The sequence below is a fragment of the Streptomyces sp. NPDC052773 genome, from assembly GCF_044547145.1.
GTDB lineage: Bacteria > Actinomycetota > Actinomycetes > Streptomycetales > Streptomycetaceae > Streptomyces.
This window is the reverse complement of sequence record NZ_JBITZX010000012.1, coordinates 1-21,961: the sequence shown is the minus strand read 5'-3', so window position 1 is coordinate 21,961 and position 21,961 is coordinate 1. Positions and strand designations below refer to the sequence as shown.

General features: G+C 75.2%; 7 protein-coding genes. 5 read left to right on the top strand and 2 right to left on the bottom strand.

Annotated features, from left to right (window positions below; genetic code table 11):
• Positions 1 to 153: 153 nt before the first annotated feature.
• Positions 154 to 14,238 (bottom strand): type I polyketide synthase, encoded by a 14,085-nt coding sequence (locus ACIG0D_RS24820; protein WP_399804767.1) that lies wholly within the window; start codon positions 14,236 to 14,238, stop codon positions 154 to 156.
• A 239-nt stretch (positions 14,239 to 14,477) separates the two neighbouring features.
• On the opposite strand from ACIG0D_RS24820, the gene ACIG0D_RS24815 reads away from it, so the two are divergent.
• The 3 genes from ACIG0D_RS24815 to ACIG0D_RS24805 all read left to right on the top strand — a co-directional run bounded on the left by ACIG0D_RS24815 (position 14,478) and on the right by ACIG0D_RS24805 (position 16,987).
• Complete coding sequence (locus tag ACIG0D_RS24815) at positions 14,478 to 14,858, top strand: YybH family protein (protein WP_399804764.1); 381 nt, start codon at positions 14,478 to 14,480, stop codon at positions 14,856 to 14,858.
• Between the two features lie 92 nt (positions 14,859 to 14,950).
• Positions 14,951 to 15,379 (top strand): YybH family protein, encoded by a 429-nt coding sequence (locus ACIG0D_RS24810; protein WP_399804762.1) that lies wholly within the window; start codon positions 14,951 to 14,953, stop codon positions 15,377 to 15,379.
• A gap of 432 nt (positions 15,380 to 15,811) precedes the next feature.
• Positions 15,812 to 16,987, top strand: a complete 1,176-nt coding sequence (locus ACIG0D_RS24805) for an acyl-CoA dehydrogenase family protein (RefSeq protein ID WP_399804760.1) — start codon at positions 15,812 to 15,814, stop codon at positions 16,985 to 16,987.
• A 478-nt stretch (positions 16,988 to 17,465) separates the two neighbouring features.
• Here ACIG0D_RS24805 and ACIG0D_RS24800 read toward each other — a convergent pair whose 3' ends face one another.
• Positions 17,466 to 18,023, bottom strand: coding sequence for a flavin reductase family protein (locus tag ACIG0D_RS24800; RefSeq protein WP_365768140.1), 558 nt, complete (start codon positions 18,021 to 18,023; stop codon positions 17,466 to 17,468).
• Positions 18,024 to 18,217: 194 nt separating this feature from the next.
• Here ACIG0D_RS24800 and ACIG0D_RS24795 point away from each other — a divergent pair, with 194 nt between their 5' ends.
• On the top strand, positions 18,218 to 19,822 hold the full coding sequence (locus ACIG0D_RS24795; protein ID WP_399804758.1) for an aspartate aminotransferase family protein: 1,605 nt from the start codon (positions 18,218 to 18,220) through the stop codon (positions 19,820 to 19,822).
• Between the two features lie 252 nt (positions 19,823 to 20,074).
• Complete coding sequence (locus ACIG0D_RS24790; protein ID WP_399804755.1) at positions 20,075 to 21,730, top strand: BTAD domain-containing putative transcriptional regulator; 1,656 nt, start codon at positions 20,075 to 20,077, stop codon at positions 21,728 to 21,730.
• Positions 21,731 to 21,961 lie beyond the last annotated feature (231 nt).

Sequence of the window (21,961 nt, the reverse complement as noted above, 5' to 3'; positions counted from 1 at the left end):
CCGCACCCGGCGGCCGGCTCGGTCCGGCCGCCGGGTGGGCGGCTCGGGTACGGGCCGCCGGGTGGGCGGCTCGGGTACGGGCCGCCGGGTGGGCGGCTCGGGTACGGGCCGCCGGGTGGGCGGCTCGGGTACGGGCCGCCGGGTGCCGGCCGCTCAGTCCAGCTCGTCCACGAGGGCGAACAGCTCCTCGTCCGTGGCCGAGTCGAGGTCGTCGTCGCCGCCGTCGGTGCCGTCGCCGGTGCCGCCGGTGAGCTGGGCCGCCGTGTCGGCCGCGGTGAGCAGTTCACGCAGCCGCGCGGTGATCCGGTCGTGGGCGTCGCGGTCCGCGGCGACGGACTCGATGACGGTCCGCAGCCGGGACAGCTCGGCGAGCACCGGCTCGTCGGGCGTGGTCTCCTCGACCGCGAGCTGCCCGGCCAGGTAGCCGGCCAGCGCCCTGGGCGTCGGATGGTCGAAGACCAGGGTCGTGGGCAGCCGCAGCCCGGTCTCGGCGCCGAGCTGGTTGCGCAGTTCGACGGCGGTCAGCGAGTCGAAGCCGAGTTCCTGCACGGGGCGGTCGGCGCCGATCGCGGACGGGTCGCCGTGGCCGAGCACGGCGGCCACGCGGGCCCGCACCAGGTCGGTGAGGAGCCGGTCGCGCTGGTCGGCGCTCAGTGGTGCGAGCCGTTCGGCCAGCGTCGGTCCGTCGGCCGGGGCGCTCGCCGCGGTGGCCGTGGGCTTGCGGGCCGGGGTGCGGACGAGGCCGCGCAGCACCGTCGGGATCTCGTCGCCGCCGCGCCCGCGCAGGGCGCGCAGGTCGAGCCGGGTGACGGCGAGGACGCTCTCGCCGGCCGTGGGCGCGGCGTCGAGCAGGGCCATCGCGTCGTCGGTGGCCAGCGGCAGCAGCCCGGAGCGGGCGAGGCGGCGCAGGTCCGTGTCGGCGAGGTGCCCGGTGATGGTGCTCGACTGGTCCCACAGGCCCCAGGCGAGCGACAGGGCGGGCAGGCCCTGGGCGCGACGGTGGGCGGCGAGGGCGTCCAGGAACGTGTTCCCGGCTGCGTAGTTGGCCTGTCCGGCGGTGCCGAGGAGGCCCGCTATGGAGGAGTAGAGCACGAAGGCGTCCAGGTCGAGGTCGCGGGTGAGGTCGTGCAGATGCCAGGCGGCGTCCGCCTTGGGCCGCAGCACGGTGTCCAGCCGCTCCCCCGTCAGTCCCTCCAGGGTGGCGTCGTCGAGGACGCCGGCGGTGTGGACGACGCCGGTCAGCTTCGGGCCGACGCGACGGATCAGCTCCGCGACCTGCTCCCGGTCGGCGACGTCGGCCGCCTCCACGGTCACCTCGGCCCCCAACTCCCGCAGCTCCGCCTGGAGTTCGGCGGCGCCCGGCGCCTGCGGGCCGCGGCGGCTGACCAGCACCAGCTCCCTCGCTCCGTGCTCGGTCACCAGGTGGCGGGCCAGGACGGCGCCCAGGGTGCCCGTGGCGCCGGTGATCAGGACGGCGCCGCGGTCCCAGCGCGCCGCCGGCTCGCCGGACGGGCGGATCCGGGCGAGGCGGGGCACGAGGAGGTCCGTGCCGCGCAGCGCGCTCTGCGGTTCGCCGGTGGCGGCCACGCGGGCCAGGGCCTGGGCGAGCCGCGCCCGGCCGGCGTCGCTGTCGAGGCCGGTGCCGGTGTCGGTGTCGCTGTCGCTGCCGAGGCCGGTGTCGGTGCCGAGGCCGGTGTCGGTGTCGAGGAGTTGGAGGCGTCCGGGGTGCTCGGACTGCGCCGAGCGCAGCAGGCCCCACACGGGTGCGTGGACCAGGTCGGTCACGTCCTCGTCGGGCGCGGTGGCGACGGCCCGCCGGGTGACCGCGAGGATCCGGGTGGCGGCGAGCCGGTCGTCGGAGAGCCAGGTCTGGAGGTCCGTCAGCGCGGCCCGCAGCGCGGCGCGCGCCGCCTCGGGAAGCTCGGCGGTGCCGGGCGCGGGTTCGCCGGTGAAGGGGACGACCAGGACGGCGGGTGCGGTCGCGCCCTCGTCGAGCGCGCCGCGCAGCGCGGCGAGGTCCGGGTAGCCGGTGGCGTCCGTGAGGCCCAGGGCGTCGGGGCCGGGTGCGCCGAGGACGGCCCAGCCGCCGGGCAGCGGCTCCGGCTCGGCCCCGGTCAGCGGGGTCCAGTCGACCCGGAGCAGGCCGTCTGCCTGGGTGCCCGCGCCGGACAGGGCGTCGGCGGACAGCGGACGCAGCGTCAGCTCCCCGACGGAGACGAGCGGTGCGCCCGTCTCGTCGGCGACGGTCAGCTCGACGACCGGGGAGTCGGTGCCGCTGACGGCGAGCCGTACCCGCAGCGCCGAGGCACCGGTGGCGTGGACGGTGACGTCGGACCAGGAGAAGGGCAGCAGGGACGGGCCGGTCTCGCGGGCGACGCCGGGCAGCAGGGTGTGCAGCGCGGCGTCCAGGAGCGCCGGGTGGACGGCGTAGCGGGCGGCGTGCTGCCGCTGGTCCGTGTCGAGCGCGACCTCCGCGTACAGCTCGTCGCCGGCGGTCCACAGGCGGCGCAGGTTGCGGAAGGCGGGCCCGTAGGCGTAGCCCTGGGCGTCGAGGCGTTCGTAGGCGCCGGTCAGGTCGGTCTCGGTGGCGCCGGGCGGCGGCCAGGACGCGAGCGCGGCGGCCGGGGCGGTGGTCTCCTCGGGATGCAGTGTGCCGTGGGCGTGCAGGGTCCAGTCGTCCTCCGCCGGGGCGTCCTCGGGCCGGGAGTGGATCCGCAGCGGCCGGGCGCCGTCGTCGCCGGCGGCTCCCACGGTGACCTGGAGCCGCAGCCCGCCGCGGTCGGGCAGGACCAGCGGGGCGGCGAGGGTGAGGTCGCGGACGGCGGGGGCGCCGGTGCGCTCGCCGGCGGCGAGGGCGATCTCCAGCAGTCCGGTGCCGGGCACCAGGACCCGGCCGGCGACCGCGTGGTCGGTCAGCCAGGGGTGGGTGTGGTGCGAGAGGCGTCCGGTGAAGACGTGCTCGTCGCGGTCCGCGAGGGACACTCCGGCGCCGAGCAGCGGGTGGTCGGCGGAGGCCAGTCCGAACCCGGCGGCGTCGCCGACGGTGGCGGGGGCGTCGAGCCAGTACCGCTGCCGCTGGAAGGGGTATCCGGGCAGTGCGGTACGGCGGGCGCCGGGGAACACGGTGTCCCAGCGCAGCTTGGCCCCGCGCGCGGCGAGCAGGCCGAGCGCCGTGGTGAACGTGCGGTGCTCGGGCCGGCCGCGGCGCAGTACGGCCGTGTTGGTGCCGGGCTCGCCGGTCAGCGACTCCTGGACCAGGGCGGTCAGCACGCCGTCCGGTCCCAGCTCCAGCCACTCGGTGACGCCGTGCTCCTCCAGCAGCCGTACGCCGTCGAGGAAGCGGACCGCCTCACGGATGTGCCGTGCCCAGTAGTCGGGCGAGGCCAGCTGCTCCGGGGTGGCGAACTCGCCGGTGACGTTGGAGACGACCGGGATGCGGGGCGCGTGGTAGGTGAGTTGGGCGGCGACGGCCCGGAACTCGTCCAGCACCTCCTCCATGTGCGGGGAGTGGAAGGCGTGGCTGACCGGGAGGCGCTTGGTGCGGCTGCCGCGTTCGCGGAACAGCCCGGCCAGTTCGTCGACGGCGTCGGCGTCGCCGGAGATCACCGTGGAGCGGGGCCCGTTGACGGCGGCGACGGTGACGCGTCCGGCGTACGGCGGGAGGAGTTCGCGTACGTCCTCCTCGGTCGCCTCGACGGCGGCCATGGCGCCGCCCTCGCGGGCGGCCTGCATCAGCCGGCCGCGTTCGGCGACCAGGACGGCGGCGTCCGGAAGGTCCAGCACCCCGGCGAGGTGGGCCGCGGTGACCTCGCCGATGGAGTGGCCGAGGAGGTAGTCCGGGGTGAGGCCGTGGTGCTCGGCGAGCCGGTACAGCGCGGTCTCGACGGCGAACAGGGCGGCCTGGGTGAACGCGGTCTGGTCGAGGAGCGCGGAGTCCGCGGAGTCCTCGGGGGCGAACAGCACGGTCTTCAGCGGGCGGACGAGTTCGCGGTCCAGGTGGGCGCAGATCTCGTCGAAGGCCGCGGCGAACACCGGGGAGGTCTCGTACAGTTCGCGTCCCATGCCGAGGCGCTGGGAGCCCTGTCCGGTGAGGAGTACGGCGGTCTTGCCGGGCCGTCCGGCCGGGACGCGCAGCGCGCCGGAGCCGCTCTCCCCGCGGGCGAGGGTGGCGAGTCCGTCGAGCAGTTCGGCGCGGTCGGAGGCGACGACGAGGGCCCGCTGGTCGTGCAGGGCGCGGGTGGTGGCCAGGGAGTGGCCGATGTCGGCGACGGGCACGCCGGGGTGGCCGGCGATGTGCTCGTGGAGCCGGGCGGCCTGGGCGCGCAGGGCGTCCGGGTGGCGCGCGGAGAGCACGTACGGGGCGGTCACCGGAGTCCGCGGGCTGTCCGCCGGGCCGGTCACCGGGGCCTGCGGGCTGCCCGCCGGGGCGGGTTCTCGCGGCTCCTCGATGATGACGTGGGCGTTGGTGCCGCTGATGCCGAAGGAGGAGACACCGGCCCGGCGCGGGCGCTCGCCGCGCGTCCACTCCCGCTCCTCGGTCAGCAGTTCCACGGCGCCCGACTCCCAGTCGACCATGGGGGTGGGTTCGTCCACGTGCAGGGTGCGCGGCATCAGTCCGTGCCGCATCGCCTCGATCATCTTGATCACGCCACCGACACCGGCGGCGGCCTGCGCGTGCCCGATGTTCGACTTCAACGAGCCGAGATACAGGGGCTCTTCGCGGTCCTGGCCGTATGTCGCGAGCAGCGCCTGGGCCTCGATCGGGTCGCCCAGCCGCGTACCGGTGCCGTGCGCCTCGACCACGTCGACGTCCGCCGGGGCGAGGCCCGCGCTGCGCAGGGCCTGCTGGATGACGCGCTCCTGGGAGGGGCCGTTCGGGGCGGTCAGGCCGTTGCTGGCGCCGTCCTGGTTGACCGCGCTGCCGCGCAGCACGGCGAGCACCTGGTGGCCGTTGCGGCGGGCGTCCGACAGCCGCTCGACGAGCAGCAGACCGACTCCCTCGGACCAGCCGGTGCCGTCGGCCGCGGCGGCGAAGGACTTGGAGCGGCCGTCGGCGGCCAGGCCGCGCTGGCGGGAGAACTCGATGAAGACGTGCGGTCCGGCCATGACGGTGACGCCGCCGGCCAGCGCGAGGTCGCACTCGCCGTTGCGCAGGGCGTTCGCCGCCAGGTGCAGGGCGACCAGGGACGAGGAGCAGGCGGTGTCGACGGTGACGGCCGGGCCCTCGAAGCCGTAGGTGTACGACAGCCGGCCCGACACGACGCTGGAGAGGTTCCCGGCGAGCAGGAAGCCCTCGTACTCCTCGGGGCTCGCCGCCAGCCGCGACACGTAGTCGTCGTACATGGCGCCGGTGAAGACACCGGTGTTGGAGCCGCGCAGACCGGTGGGGTCGATGCCGGCGCTTTCGAAGGTCTCCCAGGCGGTCTCCAGCAGCAGCCGGTGCTGCGGGTCCATGGCGGTGGCCTCGCGCGGGGAGATCCCGAAGAACTCCCGGTCGAACAGGTCGGCCTCGTGGAGGAAGCCGCCGTGCCGCACATAGGAGGTGCCGGTGCGCTCGGGGTCCGGGTCGTACAGGGCCTCCAGGTCCCAGCCGCGGTTCTCCGGGAAGGTGCTGATGGCGTCGCGGCCCTCGACGACCAGCCGCCACAGGTCCTCCGGCGAGCTCACCCCGCCCGGGTAGCGGCAGGCCATGCCGACGATCGCGATCGGCTCGTCGGCGTCGGCGGCCCGCCGGGCCGGCCGGGCCGGGGCCGCGGCGGTGGTGGCGGTGACGCCGGTGAGCTTGGTCAGCAGGAACTCGGCGACCGCGCCCGGCGAGGGGTGGTCGAAGACGACGGTGGCGGGCAGCCGCAGTCCGGTGACGGAGTTCAGCCGGTTGCGCAGCTCCACGCCGGCGAGCGAGTCGAAGCCGATCTCCTTGAAGGCCCGCTGCGGGTCCAGGCGCTGCGGGTCGGTGTGCCCGAGGACACCGGCGACCGTGGAGCGCACCAGGTCGAGGACGGTCTCGCGGCGCTCCTCCTCGGGCAGCGCGGCGGTGCGCGCCGCCCAGTCGGAGCCGCCGCCCGCCGCTGCCGCCGCCGCGGCGCGCCGGGTCCGGGTGCGGACCAGGCCGCGCAGCAGGGCCGCGGGGTCGTTCTGCGCCGAGCGCAGGGCGGGCAGGTCGAACGCGGCGGGCACCCGCAGGGCGCGGTCGCCCGCGAGGGCGGCGTCGAACAGGGCGAGGCCCTGCTCGGGAGTGAGCGGGCGGATCCCGGCCCGGCTCCAGCGGGCCAGGTCGGCCTCGCCGAGCGTGCCGCCCATGCCGTGCGTGGCGTCCCACAGGCCCCAGGCGAGCGACAGGGCGGGCAGGCCCTGGGCGCGGCGGTGGGCGGCGAGGGCGTCCAGGAAGGCGTTGGCGGCGGCGTAGTTGGCCTGTCCGGCGGTGCCGAGCAGCCCGGAGACGGAGGAGAACAGCACGAACGCGGCGAGGTCGAGGTCGCGGGTGAGGTCGTGCAGATGCCAGGCGGCGTCCGCCTTGGGCCGCAGGACCCGCTCCAGCTGCTCGTCCGTGAGTCCTTCGACGGTGGCGTCGTCGAGGACGCCGGCGGTGTGGACGACGCCGGTCAGCTTCGGGCCGACGCGGCGGATCAGCTCCGCGACCTGCTCCCGGTCGGCGACGTCGGCGGCCTCCACGGTCACCTCGGACGCTCCCAACTCCCGTAGTTGCTCGCTGAGTTCGGTCGCGCCCGGGGCCTGCGGGCCGCGGCGGCTGACCAGCACCAGCTCCCGCACCCCGTGCTCGGTCACCAGGTGGCGCGCGAAGAGGGCGCCGAGGCCGCCGGTGCCGCCGGTGATCAGCACCGCGCCGTCGGCGAGCCGCTCGGGCAGCGGGCCGTCCACGGCCGCGCGGGTCAGCCGGGGTGCGAGGAACCGTCCGTCGCGCAGGGCGAGCTGGGGTTCGCCGGCGGCGAGCGCGGCGCGCAGCAGCGGATCGTCGGTGGACAGACCGGGCAGGCCGGCGTCGGTGTCGAGGAGCACGATCCGGTCCGGGTGCTCGGACTGGACGGTGCGGGCCAGGCCCCACACGGGGGCGGCGGCCAGGTCGGTGACGTCCTCGCCCGGCGCGGCGGCGACCGCGCCCCGGGTGACGACGACGAGCCGGGTGCTCTCGTGCCGGGGGTCGGCGAGGAAACGCCGGACGAGGCCGAGGAAGGCGCTCGCGGTGCGGCGCGCGGCGGCGGCCCGGTCGCCGGTCCGGTCGGCGGCCCGCTCGTCGGACTGCTCGTCCGTCGGTTCCGTGGCGGGTGCGAGCCGTTCCGGGCGGACGATCAGGACGTCCGCGGCCGGGAGTTCGCCGTCCGTGGCCTCCGCGACGCTGTGCTCGGGGGCGTCGGGTACGGCGACGGGCTGCCACTCGATGTCGAACAGCGCGTCGGTGCGGCGGGAGACGGCGGCGGCGAGCTGGTCCCGGGCGATGGGCCGCAGGGTCAGCCGCTCCAGGGAGACCACGGGCGCGCCGGCCGGGTCGGCGGCGGTGAGGGTGTAGCCGTCGGCGCCGGCCGGGGCGATACGGACCCGCAGCGAGGTGGCTCCGCCGGCGTGCAGGGTGACGCCGGACCAGGCGAAGGGCAGCCGGATCGCGTCGGGCGCGGCCCCGGCCTCGTGGTTGGTGCCGGCGGCGTGCAGGACCAGCGGGTGCAGCAGGGCGTCGAACAGCGCGGGGTGCAGACCGAAGCGGTCGGCGGCCGGGTGCTGGTCGGCGGGCAGGGTGACCTCGGCGTACAGCTCGTCTCCGGCCCGCCACAGGGCGGTCAGGCCCTGGAACACCGGGCCGTAGCCGTAGCCGAGCCCGGCCAGCCGGTCGTAGACGTCGTCGAGGGGTTCGGCGGTGGCGTGCGCGGGCGGCCACTCGACCGGTACGGCGTCCTCGGCGGCGCCGGATTCCGCGGCGGTGCCGGCCGCGGCGAGGACGCCGGAGGCGTGCCGGGTCCAGGCCTCGGGTTCGCCGGAGCCGGTGTCGGGGCGGGCGTACACGCCGAAGGCCCGGGTGCCGGAGGGGTCCGGCGCGCCGACGGCGACCTGGACCCGCACCGCGGTGTGCTCGGGCAGCACCAGCGGGGCCTCCAGGGTCAGTTCGTCGACCCGGTCGGCGCCGAGCCGGCCGCCCGCCGCGAGGGCCAGTTCGAGGAAGGCGGTGGCGGGCACCAGGACGGTGCCGCCGATGGCGTGGTCGGCGAGCCAGGGGTGGGTGTCGGTGGAGAGCCGGCCGGTGAGCAGCAGGTCCTCCTGGCCCGCCACGTCCACCGCGGTGTGCAGCAGCGGGTGTTCCGCCGGGTCCAGGCCGAGGCCGCGGGCGTCGGCGGGGCCGCCGGGGGCGAGCCAGTAGTGGCTGCGCTGGAAGGCGTACGTGGGCAGGTCGACGCGGTGGCCGCCGGGGTGGAAGGTGGTGGCGTCCAGGGGCGCGCCGTGCGCCCAGGCGAGGGCGAGCCCGCCGGTGAACGCCTCGGGCTCGGGCCGGCCGGCCCGCATCAGCGGTACGGCCGTCGCGGTGTCGCCGAGCGCGGCGCGGGTGAGGGACGTCAGGACGGGGTCGGGGCCCGCCTCCACGAAGACGGTGACGCCCTGCCGGGCCAGGGTGCGCACGGCGTCGAGGAAGCGGACGGGGCGGCGGATCTGCTCGGCCCAGTACGCGGGCGAGGTCAGCTCGTCGGGGGTGGCGAGGTCGCCGGTGACCGTGGAGACGACCGGGATCCGCGGCGGGTGGAAGGTGAGGCTGTCGGCGACGGCCAGGAACTCGTCGAGGACGTCGTCCATGTGCGGTGAGTGGAAGGCGTGGCTCACCGTCAGACGGCGGGTGCGGCGCCCGCGCCCGGCCCACCGCTCGGCGAGTTCCTCGGCGGCGTCCTCGTCGCCGGAGATCACCACGGAGGTGGGGCCGTTGACGGCGGCGAGGGCGAGCCGGCCGGAGAACTCGGCCAGCTCGTCGGCGAGTTCGGCCTCCTCGGCCTCGATGGCGACCATGGCGCCGCCCGCCCGCGCGGCCTGCATGAGCCGGCCGCGCGCCGCCACCAGCTTCGCGGCGTCCTCCAGGGTGAGCACCCCGGCCACGTGCGCGGCGGTGACCTCGCCGATCGAGTGGCCGGCGAGCAGGTCGGGCGTCGTGCCGTGGTGCTCGGCGAGCCGGAACAGCGCGGTCTCGACGGCGAACAGGGCGGGCTGGGTGTACGCGGTGCGGTGCAGCAGCTCCGCCTCGGGGCTGTCCTCGGGCGCGAACATCACCTCGCGCAGGGGGCGTTCGAGGTGCGGGTCGAGCGCGGTGCACACCTCGTCGAGGGCGGCGGCGAACACCGGGGACGACGCGTACAGCTCGCGGCCCATGCCGAGGCGCTGGGCGCCCTGGCCGGTGAACAGGAACGCGGTACGGCCCGCTCCGGCGGCGCTGCCGGTGACGACCTCGGGTGCGGTGCCGGCGTCGGCGAGGGTGGTGAGCGCGGCGGTCAGGGCGTCCGGGGTCGCGCCGGTCAGGACGGCGCGCTCGGGCAGGGCGGTGCGGGTGGCGGCGAGGGACCAGCCGATGTCGGCGGGGTGCGCGCCGCTGCCGGTGACGAAGTCCCGCAGCCGGGCGGCCTGGGCGCGCAGCGCTTCCGCGCTGTGGGCGGACAGCAGCCACGGGCCGGTGGCGGTGCGGTCCGGCTCGGTCGCGGGGCGGTCGTGCCCGGTCGCGGGCTCGACGGTCGCCGCCTCCTGGGTCTCCTCCGCCTCCTCGGCCTCTTCGATGATGACGTGGGCGTTGGTGCCGCTGATGCCGAAGGAGGAGACGGCGGCCCGGCGCGGGCGCTCGCCGCGCGTCCACTCCCGCTCCTCGGTCAGCAGCTCGACGGCGCCGGCCGACCAGTCGACGTGCGGCGACGGCTCGTCCACGTGCAGGGTCCGCGGCATCAGGCCGTTCCGCATGGCCTGCACCATCTTGATGACCCCGCCGACACCGGCGGCGGCCTGCGTGTGCCCGATGTTCGACTTCAAGGAGCCGAGGTAGAGGGGTTCTTCGCGGTCCTGGCCGTACGTCGAGAGCAGCGCCTGCGCCTCGATCGGGTCGCCGAGGCGCGTGCCGGTGCCGTGCGCCTCGACGACGTCCACGTCCGCGGGAGCGAGCCGGGCGTCGGTGAGGGCCTGCCGGATCACCCGCTCCTGCGAGGGGCCGTTCGGCGCCGTCAGACCGTTGCTGGCGCCGTCCTGGTTGACGGCGCTGCCGCGCAGCACGGCCAGCACCCGGTGGCCGTTGCGGCGCGCGTCGGACAGCCGCTCCACCACCAGCAGACCGACACCCTCCGCCCAGGAGGTGCCGTCGGCGCCGGCGGCGAAGGACTTGGAGCGGCCGTCGGGGGCGAGACCGCGCTGACGGGAGAACTCCACGAACATGCCCGGGGAGGACATCACGGTCGCGCCGCCCGCGATGGCGAGGGTGGTCTCGCCCGAGCGCAGCGACCGGATGGCCAGGTGCAGGGCGACCAGGGACGAGGAGCAGGCGGTGTCGACGGTGACCGCCGGGCCGACCAGGCCGAGCTGGTAGGCGATGCGGCCGGACAGCACGCTGGGGGTGGTGCCGGTCAGCACATGGCCCTCGACGCTGTCGGGCGCCTCGTGCATCCGCGGCCCGTACTCGAGGGTGGTCGCGCCGACGAACACGCCGGTGCGGGTGCCCTTCAGCGCGGCGGCGTCCAGGCCGGCCCGCTCGACGGCCTCCCAGGCCGTCTCCAGCAGCAGCCGCTGCTGCGGGTCCATGGCCAGCGCCTCGCGGGGCGAGATGCCGAAGAACTCGTTGTCGAAGAGGGCGGCGTCGTGCAGGAAACCGCCCTCGCGGACGCTGCTGCGACCGCCCGCGGACGGGTCGCCGTCGTAGAGGCCCGGGTCCCAGCCGCGGTCGGTGGGGAAGCCGGAGATGGCGTCCCCGCCGTCGGCGAGCAGCCGCCACAGGTCCTCCGGGGAGCCGACGCCGCCCGGGTAGCGGCAGGCCATGCCGACGATCGCGATCGGCTCGTCCGCGCCGGCGGCCGGGGCGGTGATGTCGTCCTCGGTGTCGTCACCGGTGTCCGCGAGCCGGGAGTCCAGGTACGCGATCAGGGCGGCCGGGGTCGGGTGGTCGAACAGCAGACCGCCGGGCAGCCGCAGGCCGGTGGCGGCGGATAGCGCGTCACGCAGCTCGACCGACATCAGCGAGTCGAGCCCGAGGTCCTTGAAGGTGGCGTGGAGTTCGACCCGCTGGTCCGGGCCGTACTCCAGGACGGCCGCGATCCGGTCGAGGACGACGGCGGTGGTGTCGGCGCCGGGGGCCGGGCGCCGTACCCGCCGGGCGGCGGGCGCGGCGGAGGCTTCGGGGGCGTCGGAGATGTCGGCGGCGCCGGGCTGCCCGGTGGTCTCCGGCAGCGCGGCGGCGCGTGCCTGGCCGCCGATCCAGTAACGCTCCCGCTGGAAGGGGTAGGTGGGCAGCGGGACGCGCCGGCCGCCGGACGCGGCGTGTACGGCCGCCCAGTCCACGTCGGTGCCACGCGCGAACGCGGTGGCGAGCGCGGCGAGCAGGGTGCGGCGCTCGGGCCGGCCGGCGCGCAGCGCGGCGACGGACGCGGCGGTGTCGGTGTCCTGGAGGCAGTCGGCGGCCATAGTGGCGCAGACCGCGTCGGGGCCGAGCTCCAGCAGGGTGGTGGCGCCGGAGGACTCAAGGGTGCGGACGGCGTCCAGGAACCGCACGGGGCGGCGCACCTGCTCCACCCAGTAGTCGGGCGAGCTCCACTCGCCGGGCTCGACCGGGCGGCCGGTGACGGTGGAGACGGCGGGGACGCGCGGCTCGTGGTAGGTCAGCTCCCGCGCGAAGCGGCGGAACTCCTCGAGCATCGGCGCCATCAGGGGCGAGTGGAAGGCGTGCGAGACGGTCAGCCGGCGGGTGCGGCGGCCCTCGGCGGCGAGCTGGTCCGCGATCCGGGTGACCTGCTCGGCGACGCCCGAGATCACCACGGAGCGGGGGCCGTTGACGGCGGCGATCGCGACCTCGTCGTCGAGGCCCGGGAGCAGCGGCTCGACCTCGTCCTCGGCGGCCTGGACGGCGACCATGGCGCCGCCCTCGGGCAGCGCCTGCATCAGCCGGCCGCGCGCGGCGACCAGCTTCGCGGCGTCCGCGAGGGAGAACACCCCGGCCACGTGCGCGGCGGCGATCTCGCCGATGGAGTGGCCGGCGACCAGGTCGGCGCGTACGCCCCAGCTCTCCACCAGCCGGTGCAGGGCCACCTCGACGGCGAACAGCGCGGGCTGGGTGTAGCCGGTGTCGTCCAGGCCCTCGCCGGAGTCGATCACCTCGGCGAGCGGGCGGTCCAGCAGCGGCGCGAAGTGAGCGCAGACCTCGTCGAAGGCGGCGGCGAACTCCGGGAAGGCGGCCCGCAGTTCCCGGCCCATGGCGATGCGCTGCGCGCCCTGCCCGGTGAACAGCAGTGCGGTACGGCCGGGCCGCGCGACGCCGGTCACGACGTCCCGGACGGCCGTGTCCCCGCCCGCCTCGGCCAGCGCGTCCAGGGCGGACACCATGCCGTCCCGGTCGTCGGCGAGCAGGACGGCGCGGTGGGAGAAGACGGTGCGGGTGGCGGCCAGCGACCACCCGATGTCCGCGGCCCGCGCGTCGCCACCGGCGACGGCGTCCCGCAACCGCCCGGCCTGCGCCCGCAGAGCGCTGTCGCCGCGGGCGGAGACGACCCAGGGCAGCAGGGCGGGGGCGGGGTCCGCGGCGGCGGCGGACCTGGCGGCAGCCGGGGCGCCCGCCCCGCCTGCCGAGTCCGCGACGCCGGAGGCGTCCTCCGAGGCGTCGGCGGACGGGCCGGTGCCCGAGCCGTCCGCCCCGCCGGAGACCTCCGCCCCGCCGACGGCCTCCGTCCCCTTCCGTTCGCCGCGCGGCCCCTCCGTCAGCACCACGTGGGCGTTGGTGCCGCCCATGCCGAAGGAGGAGACGCCCGCGATCAGAGGGCGGTCCGGCGCGGGCCAGTCGGTCAGTCCGCGCTGGACCGCGAGCCCCAGCTCGGCGAGGGGGATCGCGGGGTTCGCCGTCTCGAAGTTGAGGCTGGGCGGCAGGCTGCGGTGCGCGAGCGCCAGCACGGTCTTCACCAGGCCGGTGATGCCCGCGGCGCCCTCCAGGTGACCGATGTTGGTCTTCACGGAGCCGACGCGCAGCGCCCGCTCGCCGGACCGGGAGGCGCCCAGCACGGCGCCGAGCGCGGCGGCCTCGATGGGGTCGCCGACCGGGGTGCCGGTGCCGTGGAGTTCGACGTACTGGACGGCGGCGGGGTCGACTCCGGCCCGCTCGTACGCCTCGCGCAGCACCTGTTCCTGCGCGGCCTGCCCGGGGACGGTGAGGCCGGGCGTGGCACCGTCGTTGTTGACGGCGCTGCCGCGGATGACGCCGAGGACGGTGTCGCCGTCGGCGAGCGCGCGGGTCAGCGGCTTGAGGACGACGGCGGCGCCGCCCTCGCCGCGGACGAACCCGTTGGCGCGGGCGTCGAAGGTGTACGCGGTGCCGTCGGGCGACAGACCGCCGAACCGCTCCTCGGTGACGGCGCCCTCGGCGAGGATGTTGAGGTTGACGCCGGCGACGATCGCCGCGTCGGACTCGCCGGCGCGCAGCGACTCGCAGGCGAGGTGCACGGCGACCAGCGAGGACGACTGGGCGGAGTCCACGGTGAGGCTGGGCCCGGTCAGCCCGAGGTGGTAGGAGACCCGGTTGGCGATGACGCCGCGGTTGACGCCGGCCATCGTGTGCTGGGTGACCGCGGCGGCGCCGTGCTGGTAGAGCAGGGCGGCGTAGTCGTCGCGCAGGGTGCCGACGAACACGGCGGTGCGGCTGCCGCGCAGCGCGGCGGGCACGATGCCGGCGTGCTCCAGGGCCTCCCAGGCGAGCTCCAGCACGAGCCGCTGCTGCGGGTCCATGGTGACGGCCTCGCGCGGGGCGACGCCGAAGAACGCGGCGTCGAAGGTGTCGATCCGGTCGAGGAAGCCGCCGCGGCGCATGCCGGGCACGGTGTCCTCGGGCGGTTCCTCGCCCGTCGCGGAGCGCCAGCGGTCCTCGGGTACCGGCGTGATGGCGTTCGAGCCGGTGCGCAGCAGGTCCCAGAACGCCTCGGGCCCGTCCGCGCCCGGAAGGCGGCAGGACAGGCCGACGACCGCGATCGGCTCACTCGCACTGCCACCCGTCACGGCTGTTTCCTCGTTCCGCTGATTCGTCATCTCGCCCGACTGCCTTTCCGGCCGAATTACCAAGACTTCCGATCTGGTGCCGAAACCTGCGGGCCGATCCTAGGCCGGGCATTCTCTCCCACCCCCCAGTCCGCAATCTCGAACGGGTAATTCTGGGGCCGAGAGCAGTGGATTACCGCACGGTGGGCGGCCCGCAGAACGGCTTGGAATACCTTCCGTAGCGGAAATGACCCGAACGCCGACAACGAGAAGGCAGGTCGACAGTTCCCATGTCACAGCAGCTGCACGAGACCGTGGAAAAGCACACCGCGCAATATGTCGATGCGTTCAACCGCGGTGACTTCGAAGCGATGGACTTCTTTTACACGGACGAGGCCGTCGCGGTCTGGGAACCGGGCAAGCCGCTGACCGGTGACGCGCGCCGGGAGTACCAGCGGGCGTTCCTGGCCCGGGGCCCGAAGATCAGCACGAAGACGCGGCAGATCTTCGCCACCGGGGACACGGCGCTGCTGATCGTGGACTGGGTCATCGACACGGTCGACGACGACGGCAAGCCGGAGCGCCTTCAGGGCACCGGTGTCGACGTGCTGCGCCTCGGCGAGGACGGCATCTGGCGGTACGCCGTCGACGACCCGTACGGCCAGGAGTAGTCCGGCCCCGACGGCCCGGGCGGCTCACCCGGCGGCCAGCCGCACGTCCCTTCACGTCACAGTCACTTCACAGAGAGGCGGGCCGGTTCACGATGGCCTACAACTTCAGCACCGACTTCGACCCGAAGAACCCTGACCTCACGGACGACACGGACATCCAGAACGAGATCTTCCTCCAGGCGTTCAACACCGGCGACGGGGAGATCTTCGACAGCCTGTACCGCGAGGACTCCATCTCCAACTTCTCCGGTGAGCCGCTCACCGGCGAGGCCCGGCTGGCCTTCTTCAAGGAGTTCCTGGCCGCCAAGCCCTCGCTGAAGGCGGAGGTGACCCACTCGTACGTGGCCGGCGACGTGGCCCTGGTCGGCGTCAAGTACAGCATCGACACCACCGGCAAGGACGGCGAGCCGGTCCACCTCGAGGGCGTCTGCACCGATGTGCTGCGCCGCGGCGAGGACGGCCGCTGGCTGATGTCGATCGACCGTCCGGTGGCCTCGACGGGCCTGGTGGCCGCCGAGTAGCCAGCCCGTACGCCGCCTTGAGCGGACGCGAGGGTGAGGACGTGTGCCCCCCGGGATCCGGCCCGGGGGGCACACACGTGTGCTCCGCCGGCGGTCGGCGAACACCCGGGTCCCGGCGGGCCGGAACACGGCACGGATCACCCCGGAACGCGGCACCGGTCACCCGGAACGCGGCCGGAACGCGGCCGGATCGCCCCGGCGCAGGAGTGCCCCCGTGCGGGCGTCGGGTTCCGGACGGAAAGCCCGCCCACCATCCGGCAATTCCCCGGTAATTCCTCGGCCACCCCCTCGGTAATCTTTCACCCGGGTCGGCTCCCATCCCATTACCCGGCTGAGATCGAAGGTTTTCCGGCCGGGGAATCCGGCGGCATACCGTGAACGCACCGCGTGACACGCGCCGTTGTTGTTTCCGTGCGACGAGGAGATGTCCCCATGGCCACCGAAGAAGAACTCGCCTCCGTACTCGACGGCGTGCGCGCCGCCGTGCCGGCGTTGCGCCGCAACGGGCAGGAGAGCGAGCAGCGGCGCTGGATCGTCGAGGAGAACATCCAGCTCCTGGAGAAGGCCGGGGTCTTCCGCTCCGCGGTGCCCAGGACGTACGGCGGACTCGACCTGGACGCCGCCCAGCAGGCGCGGGTGATCTCCGAGGTCGCCCGCGGCTGCCCCTCCACCGGGTGGCTGACGATGGTGTGGCTCACCAGCGCCTGGGCGGTCAGCCTCTACCCGGACCGGGCGCAGGAGGAGGTCTTCGCCTCCGGCTCCACGCGCGTGTCGATCGTCTTCGCGCCGACCGGCACCCTCAAGCCGGTCGAGGGCGGGTACCGGCTCGACGGGACCTGGCGGTTCAACTCCGGTGTCCGCGGCGCCGACTGGGACCTGCTGGCCGCCGAGGTGGAGCTGCCCGACGGCTCCCACCAGGAGCTGGTCGCGCTGGTGCCGACGGCCGAGCTGACCGTGGTCGACGACTGGCACGTCTCGGCGGGCGCGGGCACCGGCAGCTGCACGGTGAAGGCCACCGACCTGTTCGTACCGGCCCACCGCACGGTGCTGCTGGAGGAGGCCATGGTCAGCGGCACCGGCGACCGCGCCAACACGGGGGCGACCGGCCGCAACTACGGCCTGCTCGGCTACATCCTGTCCAGCGTCTCCGCGGCGCTCATCGGCATCGCGCAGGGCGCCTACGAGCTGTTCCTCGAGCGGGTGCCGGGTCGCGGCATCACCTATACGGACTGGACCGACCAGCGTGAGCACCCGCCCACCCAGCAGCAGCTGGCGACCGCCGCCAACAAGATCGAGGCGGCGCGCGCCCTGTCCGGGCGGTGGCTCGATGTGCTCCAGCGGGCGGCCGACGCCGGCGAGCAGCCGACCGACGAGGAGAAGGCCGTCATCCGCGGCCAGACGGCCTTCGCGGGCCAGCTGGCCAAGGAGGCGGTGGAGACGCTCTACGCGGCCAGCGGCGGCTCGGTGATCCGCAGCGACGTGGAGCTCCAGCGGTTCCACCGCGACATCCAGGGCTTCTCGCTCCACGCCCTGGTGCAGCTCGGCGCCAACCTCGAGGTGCAGGGCCGAGTGCTGATGGGGCTGGAGCCGGGCACGTACTTCCTGTGACCCACCCGCGCTCCCCGGCGACCACTGTGTGACGGGGGCCGGTGCGGCGGCCCCCGGTGACGGCGGCCCGCACGACCTGCTCGGGTCGTGCGGGCCGCCGCCGTCGTGTTGCCCGCGCGCGCCTGCGGGCCGCGCGAAGGCCGCGCACGGGAGCCACACGCCGCGGGGCATGCGAAGGGCCCGAACCGGTGGGGGATCCGGTTCGGGCCCTTCGCCGTTCAGGGGGCCGGCCGCCGCTCGCCTCCTTCTCCGGCGGGCGAGCGGCTCGGTCATGGCCGCCCGGCCGGGTGCGACCGCGCCCGAGTCCGGTGGCGGTTACCGGTGGGCGGTCTTCGCCGAAGGTGTACGACTGGAATTCCCACGCCTTTTCGCTTTCACGGCGAAGCCGTCAAGGCAGCGGTCGGGGGAGCGGAACAGTTCGGCCGGTTCGGTCGCACCGGCCACGGCGTCGACCGGTCTCGAACCGGTCATGGACGAGTCATTGCACGGACAGCTCGGGCTTGCCGAACCGGCCGTCGACGAACAACAGCCCGCGGCCTTCGCTGAACTGGCCGGCGCCGACCACGGTGCCGATGAAGATGGTGTGGTCACCGAAGGCGTGCGCGGCGGTGAGTTCGCATTCCAGCCAGGCGAGCGAGCCGCCCAGCAGCGGGGCGCCCGTGTGCTCGCCGGGCGTCCACGGCACACCGTCGAACTGGGCGGCGCCCAGCGTGCGGTTCTTGTCGGCGAAGTGCCGCGCGAGCGGCTCCTGCTCGACGCCGAGTATGTTCACGGCGAAGCGCCCCGCCGAGGTCAGAGCCCCGTGCATCACCGCGCTGTGCCCCACACTGCACAGCACGGACGGCGGGTCCAGGGACACCGAACTGAAGGCGTTGGCGGTCATGGCGTGCAGGTGCTCGCCGCCCACGGTGATGACGGTGACCCCGGTGGCGAACCGCGACATCACGGCTCGCAGCACCGCGGGGGTCACCGCCTCGTGGGCCGGCGGGCTGGGAACCGCGGAAACTGCGTCGAGGTGAGCGGGCGCGGAATTCATTCCGTATTCTCCGATCCTTTTCGCGGGGCACGCTCAGGCCCGGCCGTTGGCGAACCAGGGCCCGCGTCCGTCAACGTACCGTCACGTTTTCGAAGGCGTCTCATCGCCCGGTAACCGTCTGCTCCCGGTGTTCTGTGCGGCGCTTATGAGCCGCCAATGACCGGGCATTGACCCCAATGGCGCAATCTGTGCTCATGGACACCAACAACTCCGCGGCCGAGGGGCCGGAACTCGCCGAACCGTATCTGCGCGAAGTCCTGAGCACGGCCGGACTGGCCGTCGAGTACGTGCGTGCCGAGGGCAACACGCTGTACCAGCGCGGCGCGGACGGCGGCGAGATCCCCGTCGCCGACTTCGCCGGCGGCTACGGCTCGGTGCTGCTGGGTCACAACCACCCGGACATCGTCCGGTGCGCCCAGGAGCTGCTGGCGGCGGGCACCCCGGTGCACGCCCAGTTCTCCCGCCACCCCTACGCCAACCGGCTGGCCTCCGAACTCAACCGCATCATCCACCGCGAACTCGGCACGGACGAGCCGTACTTCGCCATTTTCGCCAATACCGGAGCCGAGGCGGTCGAGGCGGCCGTCAAGCACGCGGAGATGGACCGGGTCATGCGCATCGCGGCGCTCCGGGAGGAGCTGGAGCGGTCCGCCGGGGCGGCGCGCGACGCGGTGGCCGCCGGTGGCGCCGCGGTCGCCGACCGGGCCCTGCGGCGCTTCGGCCTGGCCGGGGCAGCGGCGCCGGCCGAGACGCTGGCCGAACTGGAACGGCACCTCGCCGAGCGCAACGCCGCCCAGCTGGAGCGTCCGCCGCTGTTCCTGGCCCTGGAGGGCGGCTTCCACGGCAAGCTGGGCACGAGTGTGCAGCTGACGCACAACGAGCACTACCGCACCCCGTTCCGGGCACTGGCCGCGCAGGCGCGGTTCGTGCCGCGGGATCGGCCCGAGGCGCTGAAGGAGATCCACGCGCAGGAGCGCGGCGTGGTCTTCGAACTCACGGTCGACGGCGGCCAAGTGGACGTCGTGGAGCGCGAGTTCCCCGTGTTCTGCGCCTTCCTCGTGGAGCCGATCCAGGGCGAGGGCGGCATCCATGTGCTGGAGGCCGGCTTCGCCGAGGCGATCCAGCGGTTCTGCGCGGAGATCGACTGCCCGGTGATCGTCGACGAGATCCAGAGCGGCATGGGCCGCACCGGCACCCTGCTGGCCTCGGCGCAGGTCGGTCTGCGCGGCGACTACTACACGCTGGCCAAGACGCTGGGCGGCGGCATCGCCAAGACCTCGGTGATGCTGGTGCGCGAGGCCCGCTACCGGCGTGAGTTCGAGATCGTGCACAGCTCGACCTTCGCCAAGGACAGCTTCTCCTGCACCGTCGCCCTGAAGGTCCTGGAGCTGCTGGAGGCCGACGGCGGGGCCTCCTACCGCCGGGCCGAGGAGCGCGGCGCCGCCCTGCGGGCCATGCTGGAGTCGGTCCGCGCGGACTTCCCCGAGCAGGTCAAGGAGGTCCGCGGCAAGGGGCTGATGCTGGGCCTGGAGTTCCACGACCAGTCGGCGGCGGAGTCGGAGACGGTACGGGGCCTGGCCGAAACCGGGCTGTTCGGGTACTTTCTCGCCGGCCATCTGCTGCGCGCGCACCGGGTGCGGACGTTCCCGACCGCCAGCGCCGTCAACACCCTGCGGTTCGAGCCCTCGGTACAGCTCGCCGACGAGGAGATCGACCAGCTCGAGGCCGGGCTGCGGGACATCTGCGCGCTGCTGCGCGAGGGTGACGGCGCACGGCTGACGGGAGCGGCCACCGGCTGACCACCGGACACCGGCTGACCGCGAGCGGCGCTCCGGGCGAAACGGGAGGGGGGGGGGGGGGGGGGGGGGGGGGGGGCCCCCCCCCCCCCCCCCCCCCCAACCACCCCCCCCCCCCCCCCCGCCGGGCGCCCCGCGGCCCCCCCCCCCGGGGGGGGGGCGCCCCCGGCCCCCCCCCCCCCCCCCCCCCTCCCCACCAGTCCATACGACCTGCCGACGGGCACAGCGTGTCGGCGCAGACGACGGGGGAGACACATGGAGTTCCGGCTTCTGGGACCACTCGAGGTGTCGAGCGCGGCCGGGCCGGTGCGGCTCGGCGGCACCCGGCAGCGGGCGGCTCTGGCCTATCTGCTGCTGCACGCCAACCAGGTGGTGTCGGCGCGCCAGTTGACGGCCGCGCTGTGGCCGGCGGACGAGATACCGGGCACCGCCCGCAAGATCCTCCAGAACGCGGTGTGGCGGCTGCGGCGGTCGCTGACGGTGCCGGACGAGGAACCGGACGCCGCGCAGTTGCTGACACGGGCGCCCGGCTACATGGTGCGGGTGGCTCCCGAGCGGGTGGACCTGCTGCGGTTCCAGCGGCTGGCGGCCGAGGGCCGGGCGGCCCTGTCGGCCGGTGACGCGGAGCGGGCGCGCGGGGCGCTGCGGGAGGCGCTGGCCCTGTGGCGCGGTCCCGCGCTCGCGGATCTGGCGGAGGTGGGGCTGGAGTGGCCGGAGCTGATGGCTCTGGAGCAGAAGCGGCTCGATGTGATGGAGGACTGCTTCGAAGTCGAACTCCAATGCGGCGAACACCAGTCCGCACTGCGGGATCTGGACGCGTTCGTCCGCGCCGAGCCGCTGCGGGAGCGCGCCGCACAGCAGCTGATGCTGGCGCTGTACCGGTGCGGGCGCCAGGCCGACGCGCTCGGCGTCTACGCCCGCATCCACGCCGCCCTCGTCGAGGGGCTGGGCCTGGAACCCGGCCGGGGCATACAGCAGCTCCAGCGCGCGATCCTCGCCCAGGACCCCCAGCTCGACGCCCCCGCCCGCCTCCGCCCCGCCCCGGCCCCCGTCTCCCCCGCGCCGGGCCACCCCGACGACCACGCCAACCCACCCGCCGGACCCAGGACCCTCGCATCACCTACGCCCCTCCCCCACCCGCCTTCGCCACCGGCCGGAACCCGGCTCCACCCGGCGGGCGTCACGGACGCCAGGTCCACGGTGACCGATCCGGCAGCCGGGGAGGAAGGCGCGGAGGCAGGCGCCCCGGCGAGCCGCCCGGGCCCCGCCCTGGGCGTCTTCGGCCCACCGAAGACCCCCGCGCACACGGACGTCACCGCCGGGGGACCCGGCCGGCCGCATCCCGGCCGCTCGGAGAAGCGCCGGCCCGGCAGTGTGCTGATGCTGCGGTTCGGATTCGGGGCGTTCGACGACCTCTCGCCGGGCGACGCCGACCGCATCCTCGACAGCGTGTGCCAGCTGGCCCGCGAGCAGATCACCACCGCGGGCGGTCTGGTGGCCACCTCGATCGGGTCCATGCTGCTCGGCGTGTTCGCCGAGGACGGGGACCCGGACGACGGCGACAGCGCGGAACGCGCGGTACGGGCCGCCCTGGCGGTCCGCGACTCCCTCGTCACCGCGGGCGCGACCCCGCTGATCCAGGGCCTGTCCGTGCACGCCGCCGTGGCCACGGGAACGGCGCTCGTGTGCCAGTGGCCCGGGCAGCCGGGCGCCGGACGGCCCTGGACCGGCGGCGACCTCGTCGACCAGTGCGAGGCGATGCTGAGCCGTACACCCCCGGGCGAGGTCCATGTGTGCGACCGCACCCGCCGCCGTACGCAGCGCCGGGCCGACTACCGCCGGGTGGCCACCTCCCCCGCCCGCTGGCAGGTCCTCACCCTCCAGCCCGACCCGACGGACGAACACGCCTGACGAATACGCCTGACGGGCACCCACGCGCCCGGCAGGCACCCGGAGGACGCGGGCCTGCCGCGCAAACCCGGCGCGGACGACCTGACCGGCGAGCCGAGAACCCGCGCAGCGCACGGGGCCGGGGCCCCCGGCCCCCCGCGCCCCCCCCCCCCCGGGCCCCCCCCCCCCCCCCCGGGGGGCCCCACCCCCCGGGGCGGGCCGGCCCCCCCGCGGGGGGGGGGGGGGGGGGCC